The organism is Paenibacillus sp. CH40 (genome assembly GCF_024213605.1).
In the GTDB taxonomy this organism is placed as follows: domain Bacteria; phylum Bacillota; class Bacilli; order Paenibacillales; family Paenibacillaceae; genus Paenibacillus; species Paenibacillus polymyxa_B.
The window spans coordinates 20,030-38,370 of sequence record NZ_JANAVQ010000016.1 but is presented as its reverse complement, the minus strand read 5'-3'; the positions used below and the strand labels follow the sequence as shown (position 1 = coordinate 38,370).

The window sequence follows — 18,341 nt, the reverse complement described above, 5'->3', positions numbered from 1 at the left end:
TGAAGGAGTTTTTTAGATTGTACTAACCCATCCTTCTCAGCTGGCGAAACTGCTCCGGCGTGATGCCTGTATGCTCCCGAAATCTCTTGATAAAATAGCTGCTTTGATGAAAGCCAGTTTCCAGTGCAATCTGCTTTACAGTGAATGCCGTGGATACAAGGAGATGTTTGGCCAGCGTTATTCGGCATTGGAGTAAATATTGAGCTGGGGTACTGCCCATGATCTGATGGAAGAGCCGGCTAAAATGAAAGGAGCTATAACCTGACGTCGCAGCCATTGTCTTCAAATCGAGCATGTTTCGACAATGCATACGAATATATTCCGCCGTATGACGAATCCTCTCATGGACGGTGCCGCCGGGAGAGGTTCCTAAAATTTGGTGGGAATGGTGGACTATCTCCAGAAGAACTTCATAAAGCAGGGAAGAGATCCGTACATCATAGTCGTGACGGTAAGCTTCGGCAAGTTGCAGCATTTCTTCCATCAGTGGCTTTAAACGTTCTGGTCGGTGGAGCGAGAACAGATACGGTTCGTGAATGCTTCGACCTTGTAATAGCGAATCTACGTCCTGCCCGTCGAAATGAATCCATCGAACATCCCAGGGATCCTCGGGTTTTGTTCGATATTGCTGTGTCGTATGCTTGTCGAAAAGAAAGCCCATGCCAGGGGTAAGCTCGATTTCCTTCCCATCATGCACAATAACGCCTTTGCCTGCAAAAATGATATGTAAATTGTATTCTTTCAGTAATCCTGCATTCCTTCGCTCCCCATGATTAGGGAAGTTCTTGTAACGCCCTAATGATTCGGGAAACAGCACACCTTTATTTAAAATAGGCGAAGGAAGATAACAATCTATTTTAATCACGTATCCATCTCCTTGAGTAAGTTAGCAAAAAAGTAATTCAATTAGCAAAATCGAGTTATTCTAATCCTTTTATTCTTATATTACAATAGATACGATTATCAGAGAATCACATTTTTGTACTATCACTTCTACTGAAGGAGAATTGGAGCATGCCGAAATCCTTATCTTTAGATCGCTTTCATTTAGGAGTTTGTTATTATCCTGAACACTGGGACGAATCGTTGTGGTCGGACGATCTCATAAGAATGAAGGAACTGGGCTTCAGCATCATTCGGATTGGAGAATTTGCTTGGTCGATCTTCGAGCCGGAGGAAGGAAAGTTCGAATTCACGCTGTTTGACCGTTTCTTGGAGCAGGCAGACGCGAACGGGATTCAAGTGATCATGGGCACACCAACAGCTACGCCACCCGCATGGCTTACTTATAAGTATCCCGAGGTGCTGAACGTATCCATGGAAGGGGTCACGTTCCAACACGGTCAGCGTCGGCATTATAACTACAGCAGTCCCGTTTATTTGGAGCTTTGCGCACGTATTACAAGAGAGATGGCACAACATTACAAAGATCATCCGGCCATCATTGGGTGGCAAATTGATAATGAGCTGAACTGCGAGATAAACGTCTTCTATGCCGAGGCAGATCATCAGGCTTTCCGGTGCTGGCTAGAGGCAAAATACGGTACGTTGGAGCAACTCAACAAGGCCTGGGGGGCTGTATTCTGGAATCAAACTTACGACAGCTGGAATCAGGTCCATCTAACTCGTCCGACCGTATCCGGGTCAACGAATCCTCATCAGGCTTTGGACGAGAAGCGATTTATATCCGATAACACCATTTCGTTTGCCAAGCTACAAGTGGACATAATTCGGTCAGTGGCGCCTAATCAGTGGGTGACAACCAACGGTGTATTCGGGCATTTGGATAGCCATAAAATGACGGATCAACTGCTTGATTTTTTCTCGTACGATTCTTACCCTCAATTCAGTACCATTTATCCGGACCAAGGGGAGACGCCATTGCTGGATCGCAAGTGGGGGCTTTCTTTAAGTAACGTCAGAGGGATTTCACCAAATTTTTGCGTGATGGAGCAGCAATCCGGTCCGGGAGGATGGGTGAACAGGATGGAGATGCCATCTCCACGCCCGGGACAGATGCGATTGTGGACCTACCAAAGCATTGCTCACGGGGCAGACATGATTTTGTATTTCCGCTGGAGAACGGCAACATTTGGTACGGAAATGTACTGGCATGGAATTAATGATTATCACAATCAGCCGAATCGTCGGGTCGCAGAAGCAGGCCGCGTCGGAAAGGAGCTGCAAAAGGTCGGGGGGCGGATTCTTGGCAAACGCTACGTGGCAGAGGTTGCTCTACTTCGCGATTATGATAACGAGTGGGATGGCGAGTTGGATAAATGGTATGGTCCCTTGACAAAGCAAAGTGAGCTCGGCTGGTACAAGGCACTGCAGTATGGACATATACCTTCGGATATGGTTACAATCCGTCCGGGTATGGAATCAGAACAGCTGCGGGAACTGGCCAATTACAAGGTGCTGGTATACACGCATCCGGCGATCCTACGAGACAGTACGGCAGCTATGTTACAGAAATATGTAGAGGATGGGGGCATCCTGATCTTCGGCTGCCGCACCGGTTATAAGAACGAGTTCGGTCACTGCCGCATGCAGCCACTCCCAGGCCCTGCAGCCGCAATGAGCGGCGTCCACGTAGAGGACTTTACGATGATAAATGGGACGGCATCACCTGTATCGGTGCGATTTAAGGATCAAGCTCTTGATTTTTGGGCTCCAGGCTTCAACGATATATTGAATGTTCATGCTGATACGGTAGAAGTACTCGCAGAGTACGCATCAAGCTACTATGAAGGGAAACCGGCCTTGACCGTCAACCGTGTCGGCAAGGGACTGGTCTACTATTGGGGTGCAGCTTTTGACCTAGCATTAGCGGCTGAGCTCCTAAGACAGCTGCCGGTGACATCTCCGCTTGCGGGGTGGTGCAAAGCTCCTTCGACGGTAGAAGTCGCTATTCGTGCGGATGTACAAGAAGAGCTGCTATTTCTACTGAATTACAGCGGAGAAACGGCTCAGGTTAAACTGAGTGTTGAGACGGAGGAACTCCTTTCCGGTAGCAGGCTTACTGGTACCGCACCATTGGAACCGTATGGAGTATGGGTATTAAAGAAAGTTTAAAATGATGAGAGCATCAGCCGCTGATCTTAGTTCGAAGATCAGTGGCTTTTTATTGCATAAAGCAAGGGAATAACGTGTTGCTTTTGTGTACAGGGTTCGGCTCAATAATCGTTGTCTTTCTTATGGGTTCTTGAACCAGAAAAATCGAACATGATCGGTATTTAATACAAAAATAATGATTTAATACAATATTATTGACTATTTCAAAGCATACAAGTAAACTTACTGTAATATAATCACAGTAAAATGAGATGAGTGATGCAATGCTTGAGCTTAGTTTTGATGATCCGGACAAGCTGGTAACGGTTACGCATGCTTTATCCACCCGTTCCCGAGTTGATATTCTCCGCCTCTTGATTTCCAAAAACCTTAATATTGTAGAAATAGCGGAAGCTCTTCAACTTCCGGTATCTACGGTAGCCAACAATATCAAGGTTTTGGAGGCAGCTAGACTGATTAATACAGAGCTTCTGCCTGCCTCTCGCGGCGCGATGAAGATGTGCAGCCGCAATTATGATGACATTCATATTGCGCTAAATCTTGAAAAAGCAGTACCCAAAGGGGATGTACAGATCTACGAAGTGGACATGCCGATCGGTCATTATAGCGATTGTGAGGTTTCACCGACGTGTGGTATGGCCAATGCCGACGGGATGATCATACGTGAGGACGAACCGGCGAGTTTTTTTCACCCGAAGCATATCGGAGCCCAGATGATATGGTTCCGCAAGGGCTATGTAGAGTATTTAATGCCGCTCGAAATACCGGCAGGAGCGCGAATAGAATCGCTTGAGCTATCGATGGAAATGTGCTCAGAAGCACCGAACTACGACAACAATTGGCCTTCCGATATTTCCTTGTGGATTAATGGCGTGGAGATTGGTATGTGGACGTGTCCCGGTGATTTTGGAGACAGGCGCGGCAAGCTGAATCCTGCCTGGTGGTATGAGTGGTCTACCCAGTATGGTTTGCTCAAGACCTGGCGAGTAGATAAAGAGAAGACTGCGCTGGATATGGAGAAGGTTTCCTCGGTTACACTGGATCAGCTCAACCTGCAAAACAGCCACAAGTTGCATCTACGGATCGGAATTAAGCCAGATGCGGTGCATCAAGGTGGGCTCAACCTGTTCGGAAAGCAATTTGGAGATTATGATCAGAATATTAAAATGACTGTGAATTATGTCATGAATTGAGATATGGGTAAGGTAGATAGGCTTTAGTTGCAGGTGTTCTGTAGCTAAAGCCTTATTCAGTTTATTAGTTACATAAAATTAACTTGAAAGCGTTGACATTAAAAACGCATCGCTATATAATCCCCTAAATATACAAAAATAGTGTAACAAATTGATTTTATTGTTTGTATTTCAAAGCGGAAGTAAAGGATGACGATCGGACCTACAGATGATAGCAATACACTGTAAAGTCATCAGGCTAAGGTGACTAATTATATATCAAAGGATAGGTGGAAACTGTATGACTACAAACGCTTATATCAAAAATTATCCAAGGCCGCAATTTGTCCGCAAAGAGTGGCTGGATTTGAATGGGGAGTGGGATTTCGCCTTCGACGACGGCAAAGTGGGTGAAAGCGAGCAATGGTATCATCATTTTCCGAAGGGAGCCAAAATCCTCATACCTTTTACTTATGAAACCAAGGCAAGCGGGATCGGAGTCGAGACCTTCCATCCGGTGGTCTGGTACTGCAGGAGCGTGCAGGTCCCACAGGAGGCAATAGCGAAAAGGACAATTCTACATTTTCAGGGTGTAGATTATAAAGCGAAATGCTGGGTGAACGGGATTATGGTTGGTGAGCATGAAGGAGGTTATGCTGCGTTTTCTTTCGACATCACACCCTATATCACTTACGACTCGGAGAATAGCATCGTTCTTAAAGTGGAGGATAGTCAGAGCTGCACGCAGCCTCGAGGAAAACAGCGCTGGGTAGATCAAAACTTTGAATGCTTTTATGTACAGAGCACCGGGATCTGGAAAAGTGTGTGGATTGAATATGTGAATGAGGTAAGAATCAATGAGGTCAAGATAACACCGGATATCGACCGTCATATGATCCGCTTTGACTTTCAGCTCATGGGTATTGAGGCTAAAGATAATTTACGCCTGGAGACACGGATTGCGCTGAAAGGACAGCATGTGAAAAAGGTCAGCTTGTCTGCTGACAGGCCCTGGATAACGGCGGAGGTACATGTATTTCATGAAGCCTGTGGTCCATGGAAGCAGTGCTTGTGGTCACCGGAATCGCCCAACTTGTTCGATGTAGAGTTTGCTCTGTATGAGGATGAGAAAGAGAGCGACAGGGTGTATTCTTATTTTGGCATGCGGAAAATATCGATTGAAAACGGGCAGATTCTATTGAATAATGGCCCTCTTTACCAGCGGCTGATTCTGGATCAGGGCTACTGGCCGGAAACTCATCTGACTCCCCCTTCTGAAGAAGCTCTTATCGAAGATATCGATAAAATAGCTGCGATGGGATATAACGGGGTTCGTAAACATATGAAGCTGGAAGACCCTCGCTTTTTATATTGGTGTGATGTGAAAGGCATGCTCGTCTGGTCAGAAATGGCGTCGACCTTTGAGTTCAATGATCAGGCGGTTAGCCGCTTTACGAAGGAATGGCTGGAAATCGTGCCACAGCAGTACAATCATCCAAGCATCATAACTTGGGTCCCGTTCAATGAATCGTGGGGCATATCGACCATTGGACATGATGTAAGGCAGCAGCAGTTCACGCAAACCATCTATCATCTGACGAAGACGATTGATCCGTATCGTCCGGTGGTTACCAATGACGGTTGGGAGCATACGGTCTCGGATATTTTGACCCTTCATGATTATGTGGAGACGGGCGAAGAGTTTTTGGATCGATATCAGGACAAGAAAAGCATCGTAAACAACAGCATCTCCTTTAACAATTGGAAATATGCCTTTGCAGAAGGATATGCCTACCGAGGACAACCGATTATCATAAGCGAATTCGGCGGCATTGCCTTCCAGACGGACAAGGGCTGGGGATACGGAAACCAGGTGGATTCAGTCGAAGCTTTTATCGAACGTTTCCGTGCAATCACCGGAGCAATTAAAGCGACCCCCTATCTCTCGGGCTATTGCTATACACAGGTAACCGATGTACAGCAGGAAGTCAACGGGTTGTTGACGGAAGACCGAAAACCGAAGGTTCCGCTTGAAGTGATTCGGGAAATAAATCTGGCTTGAAGCGATAATTAAGATAATAGAATTTGCAGAACGGTTGCATGCTGTTGTTCAGCCATTGCTGGATTCACTTAACTAGAGAGTTTAAACTTGGAATAGCAATGTTGGAAAACAGGACAACTTTTCGCATGCAGGCTTTTTATTAGAAAACTGGATTTAATTATTTTGGTTTTTTGTTCCCCACTCACATAACCCTTCCAAAACAGGTAATAGCGTTTCTGCTTTATCTGTGAGACTGTACTCGACTTTAGGGGGGACTTGAGGATATTCTTTCCGATTCACCAGACCATCCGCTTCCAATTCTTTTAGTTGTGAACTCAATGTTTTATAAGTAATAGCCCCTATCTGTCTTTTCAGATCATTAAAGCGAACTGTTCGGTTTTCGGCTAGGAGATAAATAATAACCATTTTCCATTTACCACCAATCAGTGAAACTGTATAACCAAAAGGTGTATCTTGAATGTTTTTAACTTTACCTTTAAATTCAGCCATACTCATGTTTACAATATCCTTTCGGGTAGTACCTATCAAAATAGTGCGTACTACGTTTTTATTTGTGTTCAGTTTATACTAACCTTACTTTTGAAGTAAAGGAGAGAAAAACATGACTAAAAAAACAATACGTCTGTTAATGCCACAATGGCAAGGAGGAAACAATCCTAATTACTCTTTTGGAGCCGAACTGCTTGCTTGGCTAGCTCCGGATAATAATCAACCCCTTATTCATGTTCCAATTCAAGCTTATAACGGTACTCCGCTTGAAAACGAAAACGGTATGAATGGGAGAAAACAGCTACTTGAACAGTTAGAGGCTGCTCAGCATATCATTGATGCTCATAAGCCAGATCGTATTGTAATGTTTGGTGGTGACTGCTTAGTGGAACAAGCTCCATTTGCCTATTTGAACGAACGATACGGTGGGGAATTAGGTTTAATTTGGATCGATGCTCACAGTGATTTAGTTAGATATGTGGGCTATGATAACGGACATACATTACCGCTCGGAAATCTTTTGGGAGAAGGAGATGAGGAGTTCGCAAAACATGTGAAAATCCCACTAAAACCTAAAAATGTCTTTATCGCGGGATTAGCGGCTCCTACAGAACAAGAAACAGAAGTCATTTCAGAAGCGTTTCAAAGACTAGGTATAGCTCCTACAGAATCAGACACAGAAGTGATTCAAAGACTAGGGATTAAAACTGCAGGAACCAAAGAGTTAACGAATAGTACTGAATCTATTAGAGAGTGGATTAAAGAAAGTGGCATTAAGCATCTAGCTATTCACCTTGATTTAGATGTGCTTGACCCAAAAGCATTTCGTTCTTTACTGTTCGCCAACCCTGAAGCGCCCTATAATTTTTCTCCTGCGGGAACAATGCAAATGCCTCAGCTACTTAATCTGATTAAGGAACTATCTGAAGAAACAGATGTAGTGGGATTAGGTATAACAGAGCATATGCCCTGGGACGCTATTAACTTAAAGAATCTGCTTGGAGAGATACCTATTTTAAATAAGTAAGTTTATACATGGATTATAATAGAACAATGAGCTGCTTAATCATAAAAATACACCCCCGCAAACATAAAGTGCGTGAGTGCATTTGTATGATTAAGCGATTTTGACATCCTATATTTGGGATTGTGATATGTAGGAGAAAATTCAACGAATTTAGTTTTATGAATGAACAGAGCTGAGAAATGACAACTTAAGAAAGTAGTATACATCACAATTTCCAAAGGAGGATATCTGTTATGGCTCACCAGAAGAAAAGGAAAGAAGCAGCCTGGAAGTCACGAAAGCAAGAGCAGCATCCCCATGGTAAAGTCAAATCGCTCAAGGAGCTGTCCAGCGAATAGGAGTGAGGAGTATACTGCTTGAAAGAGAAGGACTGTCGGTGAAATTCATCGGCAGCCCTCTTTTTGCAATAATTTCGCTTACAGGAAATAATCCTTTTAATGTTGCAGCTGGATTTACTAATAACCATCCAGCTATTGCTTGTAAGCTTTTCAGATTGCAGACCTCATTAGGATGAAGATGCGGAGTGATCTTTCGGACATTTTAAGCTCGATAAAAGACGCGTCTACAAACACCAAATTGCTATGTGTCACATACATTTTCACTTATTTTGGACCAGTAATTTACAACGTTCTACTATAGAGGGTATCTTCTTAAATTCGTTTTTCTAAAGGTTGCCTGTTCCGGCTAAGAAATGAAGCATCTCTTGTTCGGGAGATGCTTCTTCTACGTTATGATTGGGGAGTCTGAGATAAGCTGATTTATCAGGATATGATTGAATTCAGGAGACCCTGCTTCACCTGATCCGACAGGGGCATAAGTGGCAGACGCAATTGCTCGGCGGCAATAATCTCTTGTTGGGTAAGCCACCACTTGATCGTGGCCGGGGCTGGCTCTGCAAATACATGCTGGATCATCGGTTCTAGTAGCATAAAACTGTCTCGCGACCCGTTCATGTCGCCAGCCACAAAACGTTGGTATATATCCACATACTTCTGGATATGGAGATGAGCGGATGCAAGCATACCACCGGTAGCCCCCTGGCATAGCATGGCATGGAAATAGGCATCCTCTCCGCAGAGGACAGGCTTGGTCTCGTACTGGGTCAATTTTAAGAGCAGATCAAGACCGCCCGTGCTGTCCTTGAGCCCAATTATGCCATCCAGGTCCAGCACTTTGCGTATTGTATCTATTGTCATGCGACTACCCGTGCGAACCGGAATCTCATATACTAGCACAGGCAGGCCTACACGAGATACGACACGGAAATGCTCCAATATTCCTTCCTGCGTCGGCCGGTTGTAATACGGAGTGACCACCATGGCTGCATCCGCTCCTAATTCAGCCGCCATTTCCGTCCGATGCACCGTTGAATAGGTATCGTTCGTTCCCGTGCCAATGACGATCGGAATGGTTTTGTTCATGCTCTTCAGAACATCCTGCGTCACATGTACCATCTGCTTCACTTCATCCCAGGATACGGTTGGCGACTCTCCTGTCGTACCGTTAACGACCAGACCCTGGATGTCATGGCCTGCAAGATAGGTAACATACTTCCGGTACGAATCGATGTCCAACTTATAGTCACGCGTAAAAGGTGTAATCAGCGGTATGAAAATCCCATGAATATGTTGTTCGTTCATCATCATCAGTTATCCCTTCCCGTTGAATTAAATCTAATGTAACATAGGAAACAGCATCAGAGTTATCTATAATAAACGATGATTCTAATCAAAATTTTCGATGGGGTGGCCAGATTGGATTTCATTTATCTTCAAACATTTCGGGAAGTTGCCATTCGTGAAAGCTTTACAAGAGCAGCAGAAGTGCTCGGTTACGCACAATCCAGCGTCACGACCCAGATTCAGAAGCTGGAGAAAACGTATCAAGTTAAATTGTTCGAGCGCTACAATAACAATAAGATTCGTCTTACCTCCGCCGGAGAAGAGCTGTTCAAGCTTGCTGGACAAATGCTGGAGCTTTTCGAGCAATCGAAAGAAAAATTGGCCAAGCAGGGCGGAGGCTCCATGACGATCGGTACTATGGATTCCATTGCTTCGTATTTTCTGCCGCCGTATATGCAGGCGACTCGCAAAGAATACCCAGATCTGAACATACGATTGCATACGGATCGCGAAGAGATGATTTTGCACCAGGTGAGGGAAGGGGAGGCCGATGTTGGGTTGATCCTCGCGGACGATTCAAGCAATCCGGCGTTGCAGTGGATTACCATTCGAGAAGAACCGCTTGTGCTGATTGTCCATCCGAACCATCCGCTTATCGCTAAAGAGCGAATCGACCTGAATGATCTGGTTGATGCGGAGTGGATCATGCCCGAGCATACGTGCAACTACAGACAACTGCTGGAGAGAGTGCTTCGAGCAAATGGAATCACCTATCGCGTGAGTCTGGAGCTGGGTAATCCGGAAGCGATCAAACGGAGCATCAAGACTGGAGAGGGTATATCCATTCTACCTCTAATGGCTGCGCTGGAGGAGATCGAACGGGAAGAGCTAAAGGTGTTACCCTTTGAGCATGCCGAGCTCAAACTGGAAATTCAGCTTGTTCTTCATCCCAAGAAGTGGGTGTCCAATGCATTGAGCTTTTTTATGGAGAGCATGAGAATGTAGATTTTCCTCCACATCAAAATCAATATACAGTGTGAGCGCTTCCTAGTGGATACCAGAAGCGCTCAAAGTTTAACGTGCCGAAAGATGAGAACTTAGAAAGCAAAGATGAACTAAAGTTTATTCAAATCATCGACGTATTTTTTCTGAAAAATAAGCAATCAATATTTGTATTCAAAACTTGACAGCAAGTCATTTTTTCACCAAATTAAATGCATGCGCATGTTTTTTATTTGGTAATGTGCTAAACCATTCGGTTACTTAATGTTTAATTAGAACAAGATGATCGACCTTACTGCCAAGAATGGTGATTTAAGTTAATGGGAAAGGAAAAAATATAATAATGAGGAGTGATTAGGTGAAGGTTTTGGTGGTAGGTTCAAATGGACAAATTGGACAACATCTTATCCATTTTTTGAAAGAAAACAAAGAACACACAGTCCGTGCGATGGTTAGGAAACAAGAACAAGCTGATGCTTATCAAAAACAGGGCGTTGAAACGATCCTTGCAGATTTGGAAGGGACTGTAGACTCCATTGCAGAAGCCGCTAAGGGGTGCGATGCTATAGTGTTTACTGCTGGCTCTGGTGGAAAAACGGGATATGAAAAAAACGTTGTTAATCGATCTTGATGGTGCTGGGAAAACAATTGAAGCGGCTGAAAAGGCAGGTATTGATCGTTTTATTATGGTCAGTGCAATTCAGGCGAATAACCGGAAGAACTGGCATGACAATATCCTCCCCTACTATGCAGCAAAACATTATGCGGATAGAGTGCTGGTGTGAGTAACGGTAATAATTGAGACTGATTATTCAAATTTAGGATCATAATTGATACTTTTCGTAAAGGTGGTTTGGTTACGGGTTGGAGAAGTTGGACGTGGAGTTTGGAAGATGAGTTATATCTACCAAAACGAAAAGTAAGTAACCGTGGAAGTCACTACCATCATCATATTATTGGTAGTTTTTTTAGTCAGAAAAACAAACGAACCGTTGAGTATGAGTCATTATCCGAACGTCTCTTTTACTACTATCTCGAATTGGATACAGAAGTGATTCGTTATTATGTACAACCAGTTGAAGTGTCTATCTTTGAGGAAGGGCATGAATGGTTCCATGTTCCTGATGTTTTGGTTTTTAGGCAAGGGCATATTCCATTACTTTATCAAATAAAACTGGAGCCCAAAGAAGAACGAAACAATGATCGAACAGAATTGTGTAATAAATATTGTAGAACATACGCATCAAAAAAGGATTGGGAATATCAAGTAGTTTTCCCAAAAACACCTCCGATATCTCTGTCCCGTAACCTTAAGTTTTTGAAAGGTTTTTTAAAAGAGAGAAAGTACTATTCACAATGGTATAACCCAATACAGATCCCCTCTTAATTAAACCATTGATTTATCACCTCATCGCAAAAGGAACATTAATCACCAATCTCAACGAGCTTATTTCATCCCGTAGCATAATATCACTAAACACACAGGTGAACCCCCAAGTAGAAAAAATAGATGGAGGAATGTTGTATGGCATTTAACCAAATCAGGATATATGCTTAGTGTTGTCTTTATGGGAAAAAGTTCAAGGTGGTTACCATAAATCCCCCTCATGTGTGGCTAAGGAGGCCTGATGGTGAGGATCTAGAGATATTTTTTACTGATTTAGTGAATCACCAGACTTTTGTACCGGAAGCCTCGATGAAACTTGAGAAGCAACAAGAGAAGAAGTCATACGATAATGTACTTGCAAAATTAGATCCGAAAAAAAGAGACGAGGTCAGTAAACGTTTTGATCTGATACAGCCGCTAATTTTACTCGAATGGTAATATTCAAACCGTGTCAAAATTTAATGATAAATATAAGGAACTTCTTCATGAGGATGAAGAAGTGTTTAAACTTAAGCAAGAAGAGTTAATCTCTAAAATTGTGAAAAAGTATGGCGGATCCAGGGCAACCATTATGCGCATTTTGGCAAATTATAGAAAATACGAAGACACATCGATATCCAGAGAACTTGAGAGATTAATATCAAATAAAGGAAAAGGATACACAGGAAGAAAAGATAACAAAGTGATGACAATTTGCCATCCAGAACGGCAAGAAATTGGTGAACGAAGCAGAAGTTAAATATAGCACAATCTCCGATATTATTGACCGAATTGATAAACAGGCAGTAGAAAGACTTCGAAATATAAATAAGGCTAAGACTATTTATGATGAAGTCGCCCGTGGTTATGCAAACAGAGAGGCCATATATAGGTTGGATATTATTCAGATGGATCATACACGCTTGGATATGCAGGTGATTGATGATGTAACAGGTCTTGTAATTGATCGACCCTGGATTACACTTGGAATCGATGTATTCTCTCGTGGGTATGGTGTCTATATTTATCTCATGAAAATCCATCAATCAATGTAGTAAGGAAAGCTATTTTACCATACTTTATATAAATCTATGCCCGAAGTATTACTGTATATCCGTAAGGAGAAAGATAGACTAAATTTTAATAAAATCCCCAAGTGCTGTACAAATCTCTTCAACTGCAATTTTGGAATACATAAGATGAAAACCTGCTTGTTCTCCATGGATTCTCAGGCTACTAAGCCTGCTGCTACGAAGCCTACAGGAAGTAGACGAAAGAGTACTGCTGATGATAAGAAGACCGAATAAGGAGAGCGTGCCATGGAAGTCCGATCCGGACAATTCGCATAGCAGCCATTGGCAGAAAAAAAGGGTTGTCCCATAAGTCATAAAAATGACTAGGGACGTCCTGTTCTCCAATTGTAAAACAATAAGAAACCGTTCCTGGGTAAAATGGAGGTGCCACCCGACCATTTGAAAGGATATGGTTTCTTTGTACATTCAATATACCATTATGAGATAAAAAGAGGAGTTACGCAGGACTATCTCTCATCCATGTTATGTGGCTTTGTGGCCAGCCCCTCATTTAATGTCTATTAGCTCTTAAACCTTCAATAAATATGCGGTGTAATCCATCAAGAACTCGTTGGCTTGTAAAGCCTTCATCTTGGAGATGGTAATCGATATTGTGAAGCAGGACCAGCAGGGCATCAATAGTATATGAAATGTCCACCCCGGATACGTCTCCCTGTTCAACTGCCTCATTTAGCAGATTTCTGCTTATATTGCGCATCCATTGACATAACGGAGATTGTAACGGACGATGCCCGGTTGAGGCCCGGCTGACCTCACAGAGCCAAGGAACTTTCGCCTCTAAAAAAGAGACATATCTTACGATTACATGGTAAAGCCGGTCCAAGGCAGCGGTTTCTGGGGATTGATCAAGAAATGCTTGAACTTCATCAAACAAAGGTTGGTATTCTTCATACGCGATCTCCTGACATATGTCGCCCTTATCCGAGTAGCGGCGGTATAGGCTTGCTTGTCCTACTCCAGCAGTCTTCGCAATCTGATGCATATTGACATTGTCAACACCGTTTTTGATGAAAAGTTCTCTAGCCGCCGCCAAAATTCGTCTTCGGTTTAACTCCTCTCTGGGAATTTTCAGAGAGACAGATTGCGATTCTGAATTCACCATAAACATCTCCCTTCATCATTAATTTAACTGTTATTTAACACGAAAAACGGACAATATGTCCGTTTTTCGTGTATAGGACATGTTGTCCGTCTTCATAATTATAATACATTTCGTGAAAAATTAAAAATACATTCATTTGGGTGACCGATGAGCTTTTTTTATTTCTTGGTATAGTGCTTTTTGTAAATTGGAGGCAAATGCGGTTCAATGCCCGATAGGTCCAGTTCCTTTAAACTTGCGATCGTATGAATAAACTGCTCGTATGCTTTTTTCTTGTCGCTCGTCGTATCTGTTCCGGTTTCGGTTGATGCTTTCCTGCTAACTTCAGAGTTAAGTTGCTTTTGATCCATAGATTACCCTCCATCAAATATAGTCAGGCTTACAAATCCGGATGTCTCTTGTGCCAGTCTGTATTCATTTCATAAGTATTGCCGATACCTAGTACTGTCGCTTCTTCGAAGGGGCGGCCAATCAATTGCATATTAATCGGCAGACCGGAAGGTGAGAAGCCGCAAGGCATGCTCAGGCTAGGCAAGCCAGTCAAATTGGTCGGAACCGTAAATGAGTTCAATCTGAATACACTAGCATCATCATCTGCACGCGGCGCAGTGATCGGTGTTGCCGGCGTCAACAAGATGTCGATTCCGGACAATGCATTCAAAAAATCATTGACAATTAGTTGCCGGGCCCGCTGAGACTGAAGGTAAATGGAAGCCGGAATATCTCTACTGCTTTCAAGAAACATTCGGACGTCCGGTCCATACTGTTCCAATTCTGTCTCAAGCCACTTCTCGTGGTACGAGTACATTTCCGTCATCATAATGGCCATCGTCGCACTTCTAACATGTTTGATCAGGGGCAGGCTAACTTCGATGATTTCTGCTCCCAGTTCTCGGAATTTATTGATAGCGGCCTTCATCGCAGCTTCCACTTCCGGCATCAAATCCTCGTAATAGTAGCTTGTCGGCAATCCGATACGCACACCCCTGAGACCATTCGGATACATCTTGATACCTGGCGCAGGCAGATCGACAGTCGATTCATCCTTTGGATCGAAGCCAGACATCACATCCAAGCACAGGGACGCATCCATGACACAGCGGGTCAACGGACCCGAGTGGTCCAATGACCAGGCCATTGGAATGATACCATACCGACTGACCCGACCGTACGTCGGCTTCATCCCTACGACACCGCACAAAGCAGCGGGTATGCGGATCGAACCTCCGGTATCCGAGCCTGTGCCCAGATAAGTAAGTCCAGCCGCTAAAGCAGAAGCCGAGCCGCCGCTTGAACCTCCCGTTACAAGTTCAGTGTTCCACGGATTGAGGCAAGGACCGAAGTGCGGGCTAGTTGTTGTCAATCCCGCAGCGAACTCGTGAGTCTGTACTTTGCCTAGCAGAACTGTTCCAGCCTCATGTAGCTTAGCTGCAACCGTCGAATCGTAATCGGGGACGAAGCTGTTCAATATTTTTGAACCGGCAGTTGTTCGGATCCCTTTAGTGTAATATAGATCCTTATGAACGATGGGAATCCCGTGAAGGGGCCCTTTGTACCGACCATGCATAATATCGCGTTCCGATTGCTTCGCTTGTTCAATCGCCAGTTCGGACGTTTGGGTAACGAAAACGTTCAGTTTCGGATTCAAACGTTCGATGCGGTGAAGCGCATGTTCTGTAATCTCTACCGGGGATATTTCCCTTGTTCGGATCCCCTCGGCCAGCTCATGAATAGCAGCAAAGGACAGTTGGAAATTTAATTTACTCATCTATTCATCCTCCGTATCTTTCGGACATGTCGTAAGTCTACCGAACTAATTACCATAGCTTCCGCTACGATTTGCTTTTCTTGCGAATAAGTATGTCAGGATTGCCAACAGGGAAATGGTAAAATAAACAACAGAAAAAGGCATCTTTAGATCAATCAGTCGGCCGACCAGCGCAGGGCCGAATGCTCCGCCTAGGAGATAGGCCAGTGTGAAAATACCCATCCCTACACCCAGCTCAGCCGAACGGAGTGTCGTCGAAACTAAATTGCTGCTAGAGGTGAGGACACCGTTGAATCCAATCATAAGGATAATGATCAATAAAGCGTCGATCCATGGCGGCAAATGTACGGATACCCCCAGTAGTATAAATCCGCTGATGACGAGACTTTGCGATATGACAAGCACGCGGGAGCTTCCGAAACGATCTGTCCAACCTCCGATCCGGGATCCGAGCAAGGCTGCACAGGCGGCACCGGGAAGCATCAGCAGACCGATTTTACTAGTTGGTAAATGAAAGGAATTCTTCATCATGACAGGAAGAGTAAAGGTTAACCCCGTGTTGCATACGAAGGTAAGGAATCCAATCCCTAGAATTCGTCGGTAAGGAGCATTTTTCATGAAAGATGCATCGATAAATGGATGTTCTTTTTTATGAATATGAGTACCGAACCATAGAAGAACTGCTGCTCCTGCAATGAGCATAAACCAATAGTTCGTAACCCCTAGCAATACCAACGCCAGTCCCGCGGAGAACAAAACAGCTCCGAGAAAATCGAATGAACCGCGGTCGTGTTTCTTGTCAGAAACATACTTGAATATCAAAGGGATAACAAATAGGCTCAGACTGGACACGATGAACAAAGCACGCCAGCCAAAGTATTGCTCCACGAAACCGCCGAACACAGGCCCGAAGCCGGAAGCAAAGGCAATTGTGGCGGATAAGGTTCCCAGCACCCGTCCCTTGACTGTAGGCTTAAAATACAGGGTTACTGCCGCATAAGACAGGGGAGAGATGGATGAGGCCCCTGCTGCCTGCAGCAGTCTTCCAATGATGACTTGCAAGTATGAAGCTGAAAAAAAACCGATCATAGAGCCGAAAGCTAAAAGGATTAAACCAATGACATACAGCTGGCGAAAGGAAAAGGACTCCGTTAACTTGCCGTAAGTACCGGCGCCGATAGCCATCAAAATGCTGTAACCGACCATAACCCAGCTCACCTGCGAGGAGGTCAGGGCAAAGTCAGCGGAAATCGAAGGTATAGACAAATTAAACATGGTCATATTGATGTTTCCGAAAATAATGAGCAAGCAAAGTGTCCCCATTAATTTCCGCTCATTGCCGGATAAAGCCATTGATTGAGTATCCATAGCCTGTCCCTCCATTACAGGAAGTCAGGAAAGGTGCGGCATTTTTGCGCCTGATCTCTATCGTGTCCCAAGAAAACATAGGACGGCCGAACATCCTGAATTAACTCCTGCATGCGAGTAATCGATTTGGCGGCCATCTCTTGATCGAATGTCAAGAACGGTACGCTATTCTCGAAGTTCTCCCGAGTATAAGCAACATCAATTGTCAGTAGCACTGGACCCGACTTTTCCGTTGTGACAAGGACTGATTGATGGCCAGGGGAATGACCCGGAGTGAATAAAATTTGAACCCCCGGAATCAATTCATGGTCACCCTCAATGATTTGATATTGTAAATCGGGCAGCCTGCACTCTAATGGAGAGTAATCCTCATTGTTTATGGCCGCATCATACTCTGCCCTTTGAATAAGGATCGGCGTATTGCGGAAATGCCCGTTTCCCCCAGAATGATCCAAGTGTAAATGGGAGCTAATGACCATTTGAATATCGTCAGGTCGATAACCTACACGCTTTAACACATTTACGATCGAGTCGCCGTCAGACATGTTGGGGACGACGCGCCCTTCACGTCTAGTCCCCTTGTAGTAATCGGGATTGTTGATAAAAGCGTCGGGCATTCCCGTATCGATGAGTATCGGCCCGCTGGTCGTTTCCAAAAGAAAAGACCACACAGGCATTCCGACTAATTTCCCGGGGGCAAGGGTTCGATTAACTGCCGATTGATCTAGGAAACATTCACCTACAGGTAAAAAATACAACTTTTTTATATTCATCCCAGTTTCACCCTTCATATTATAAATTCGGACAGTTTGTCCGTTTTGTTTTGATTATATCGGACAAATTGTCCGATGTCAATTTGTCATCGGCGGTTGGGCTTCGGCAAAAGCCTTACACCTGCAACAATACGCCAAGCTAAAGAATGTCGCCTAGGTGGAGTGCAAAGAAACAACGGGGCTGCGTTAAAGCCGCAGTGTACAAAAACCAAGGGGATCGCGATATCAAAGTGAGCAAGAGTATTTGCGGCTAAAGAGCCACGCAAGACAAAAGCCAAGGAGCTACGCGAAAACAGACAGCTTTTATTACTAATTTATTCAATACCAATAATATCAACAATAATATGTACTATAAAAATATTCATCTTCAGTACTTTGATTCTGCAAAATCTTTGCGATACTACTTAGAGCAGTTAAAAGA

The 18,341-nt window shown here is 44.1% G+C and carries 17 protein-coding genes and 1 pseudogene; 10 read left to right on the top strand and 8 right to left on the bottom strand.

Annotated features, from left to right (window positions below; genetic code table 11):
• Positions 1-22: 22 nt before the first annotated feature.
• Positions 23-865, bottom strand: coding sequence for a helix-turn-helix transcriptional regulator (locus tag NLX73_RS24600; RefSeq protein WP_254327588.1), 843 nt, complete (start codon positions 863-865; stop codon positions 23-25).
• Positions 866-1,014: 149 nt separating this feature from the next.
• On the opposite strand from NLX73_RS24600, the gene NLX73_RS24595 reads away from it, so the two are divergent.
• The 3 genes from NLX73_RS24595 (at position 1,015) to NLX73_RS24585 (ending at position 6,309) form a co-directional block, all read left to right on the top strand.
• On the top strand, positions 1,015-3,075 hold the full coding sequence (locus tag NLX73_RS24595; protein WP_254327587.1) for a beta-galactosidase: 2,061 nt from the start codon (positions 1,015-1,017) through the stop codon (positions 3,073-3,075).
• 263 nt (positions 3,076-3,338) lie between these two features.
• Entirely contained in the window at positions 3,339-4,268 is a 930-nt protein-coding gene (locus tag NLX73_RS24590; protein ID WP_254327586.1) for an ArsR/SmtB family transcription factor, read from the top strand.
• A gap of 280 nt (positions 4,269-4,548) precedes the next feature.
• Entirely contained in the window at positions 4,549-6,309 is a 1,761-nt protein-coding gene (locus NLX73_RS24585) for a glycoside hydrolase family 2 protein (protein WP_254327585.1), read from the top strand.
• A 153-nt stretch (positions 6,310-6,462) separates the two neighbouring features.
• Here NLX73_RS24585 and NLX73_RS24580 read toward each other — a convergent pair whose 3' ends face one another.
• A complete protein-coding gene (locus NLX73_RS24580) occupies positions 6,463-6,804 on the bottom strand; it encodes a winged helix-turn-helix transcriptional regulator (RefSeq protein WP_013310350.1) in 342 nt (113 codons plus the stop codon).
• A 106-nt stretch (positions 6,805-6,910) separates the two neighbouring features.
• Between NLX73_RS24580 and NLX73_RS24575 the strand changes: the two genes are divergently transcribed.
• On the top strand, positions 6,911-7,825 hold the full coding sequence (locus NLX73_RS24575) for an arginase family protein (RefSeq protein ID WP_254327584.1): 915 nt from the start codon (positions 6,911-6,913) through the stop codon (positions 7,823-7,825).
• 233 nt (positions 7,826-8,058) lie between these two features.
• Positions 8,059-8,163, top strand: a complete 105-nt coding sequence (locus tag NLX73_RS24570; RefSeq protein ID WP_023988604.1) for a DUF6254 family protein — start codon at positions 8,059-8,061, stop codon at positions 8,161-8,163.
• Between the two features lie 423 nt (positions 8,164-8,586).
• On the opposite strand, the gene dapA is transcribed toward NLX73_RS24570, so the two are convergent.
• Positions 8,587-9,471: a 4-hydroxy-tetrahydrodipicolinate synthase gene (gene dapA / locus NLX73_RS24565; RefSeq protein WP_367997121.1), complete on the bottom strand. Its 885-nt coding sequence runs from the start codon at positions 9,469-9,471 to the stop codon at positions 8,587-8,589.
• A gap of 108 nt (positions 9,472-9,579) precedes the next feature.
• On the opposite strand from dapA, the gene NLX73_RS24560 reads away from it, so the two are divergent.
• From NLX73_RS24560 to NLX73_RS24540, 5 genes and pseudogenes are all read left to right on the top strand, one after another.
• Complete coding sequence (locus NLX73_RS24560) at positions 9,580-10,452, top strand: LysR family transcriptional regulator (RefSeq protein WP_103048591.1); 873 nt, start codon at positions 9,580-9,582, stop codon at positions 10,450-10,452.
• A 355-nt stretch (positions 10,453-10,807) separates the two neighbouring features.
• Positions 10,808-11,228: pseudogene (locus NLX73_RS24555) on the top strand (SDR family oxidoreductase); the annotation flags it as partial.
• 107 nt (positions 11,229-11,335) lie between these two features.
• Positions 11,336-11,836 carry a PDDEXK family nuclease gene (locus tag NLX73_RS24550; RefSeq protein WP_254327583.1) on the top strand — a complete coding sequence of 167 codons (501 nt, stop codon included), beginning with the start codon at positions 11,336-11,338 and terminating at the stop codon, positions 11,834-11,836.
• 448 nt (positions 11,837-12,284) lie between these two features.
• Positions 12,285-12,575: a hypothetical protein gene (locus tag NLX73_RS24545; protein WP_254327582.1), complete on the top strand. Its 291-nt coding sequence runs from the start codon at positions 12,285-12,287 to the stop codon at positions 12,573-12,575.
• Positions 12,556-12,870: a hypothetical protein gene (locus tag NLX73_RS24540; RefSeq protein ID WP_254327581.1), complete on the top strand. Its 315-nt coding sequence runs from the start codon at positions 12,556-12,558 to the stop codon at positions 12,868-12,870. Before NLX73_RS24545 ends, NLX73_RS24540 begins: the two co-directional genes overlap by 20 nt.
• A 529-nt stretch (positions 12,871-13,399) precedes the next feature.
• Here NLX73_RS24540 and NLX73_RS24535 read toward each other — a convergent pair.
• The 5 genes from NLX73_RS24535 to aiiA all read right to left on the bottom strand — a co-directional run bounded on the left by NLX73_RS24535 (position 13,400) and on the right by aiiA (position 17,920).
• Entirely contained in the window at positions 13,400-14,011 is a 612-nt protein-coding gene (locus NLX73_RS24535) for a TetR/AcrR family transcriptional regulator (protein ID WP_254327580.1), read from the bottom strand.
• Positions 14,012-14,169: 158 nt separating this feature from the next.
• A complete protein-coding gene (locus NLX73_RS24530; RefSeq protein WP_029515917.1) occupies positions 14,170-14,361 on the bottom strand; it encodes a hypothetical protein in 192 nt (63 codons plus the stop codon).
• 29 nt (positions 14,362-14,390) lie between these two features.
• A complete protein-coding gene (locus NLX73_RS24525; RefSeq protein WP_029515916.1) occupies positions 14,391-15,779 on the bottom strand; it encodes an Asp-tRNA(Asn)/Glu-tRNA(Gln) amidotransferase GatCAB subunit A in 1,389 nt (462 codons plus the stop codon).
• A gap of 45 nt (positions 15,780-15,824) precedes the next feature.
• Positions 15,825-17,147, bottom strand: coding sequence for an MFS transporter (locus NLX73_RS24520; protein ID WP_254327579.1), 1,323 nt, complete (start codon positions 17,145-17,147; stop codon positions 15,825-15,827).
• A gap of 14 nt (positions 17,148-17,161) precedes the next feature.
• Complete coding sequence (gene aiiA / locus NLX73_RS24515; RefSeq protein WP_165179822.1) at positions 17,162-17,920, bottom strand: quorum-quenching N-acyl homoserine lactonase AiiA; 759 nt, start codon at positions 17,918-17,920, stop codon at positions 17,162-17,164.
• Between the last annotated feature and the right edge of the window lie 421 nt (positions 17,921-18,341).

Bases quoted from the DNA above. Each gene is read 5' to 3' on its own strand.
- NLX73_RS24595 (WP_254327587.1), top strand. From the start codon at position 1,015: ATGCCGAAATCCTTATCTTTAGATCGCTTTCATTTAGGAGTTTGTTAT.
- dapA (WP_367997121.1), bottom strand. From the start codon at position 9,471: ATGATGATGAACGAACAACATATTCATGGGATTTTCATACCGCTGATT.
- NLX73_RS24575 (WP_254327584.1), top strand. From the start codon at position 6,911: ATGACTAAAAAAACAATACGTCTGTTAATGCCACAATGGCAAGGAGGA.
- NLX73_RS24520 (WP_254327579.1), bottom strand. From the start codon at position 17,147: ATGGATACTCAATCAATGGCTTTATCCGGCAATGAGCGGAAATTAATG.
- aiiA (WP_165179822.1), bottom strand. From the start codon at position 17,920: ATGAATATAAAAAAGTTGTATTTTTTACCTGTAGGTGAATGTTTCCTA.
- NLX73_RS24585 (WP_254327585.1), top strand. From the start codon at position 4,549: ATGACTACAAACGCTTATATCAAAAATTATCCAAGGCCGCAATTTGTC.
- NLX73_RS24580 (WP_013310350.1), bottom strand. From the start codon at position 6,804: ATGAGTATGGCTGAATTTAAAGGTAAAGTTAAAAACATTCAAGATACA.
- NLX73_RS24530 (WP_029515917.1), bottom strand. From the start codon at position 14,361: ATGGATCAAAAGCAACTTAACTCTGAAGTTAGCAGGAAAGCATCAACC.
- NLX73_RS24570 (WP_023988604.1), top strand. From the start codon at position 8,059: ATGGCTCACCAGAAGAAAAGGAAAGAAGCAGCCTGGAAGTCACGAAAG.
- NLX73_RS24525 (WP_029515916.1), bottom strand. From the start codon at position 15,779: ATGAGTAAATTAAATTTCCAACTGTCCTTTGCTGCTATTCATGAGCTG.
- NLX73_RS24590 (WP_254327586.1), top strand. From the start codon at position 3,339: ATGCTTGAGCTTAGTTTTGATGATCCGGACAAGCTGGTAACGGTTACG.
- NLX73_RS24535 (WP_254327580.1), bottom strand. From the start codon at position 14,011: ATGGTGAATTCAGAATCGCAATCTGTCTCTCTGAAAATTCCCAGAGAG.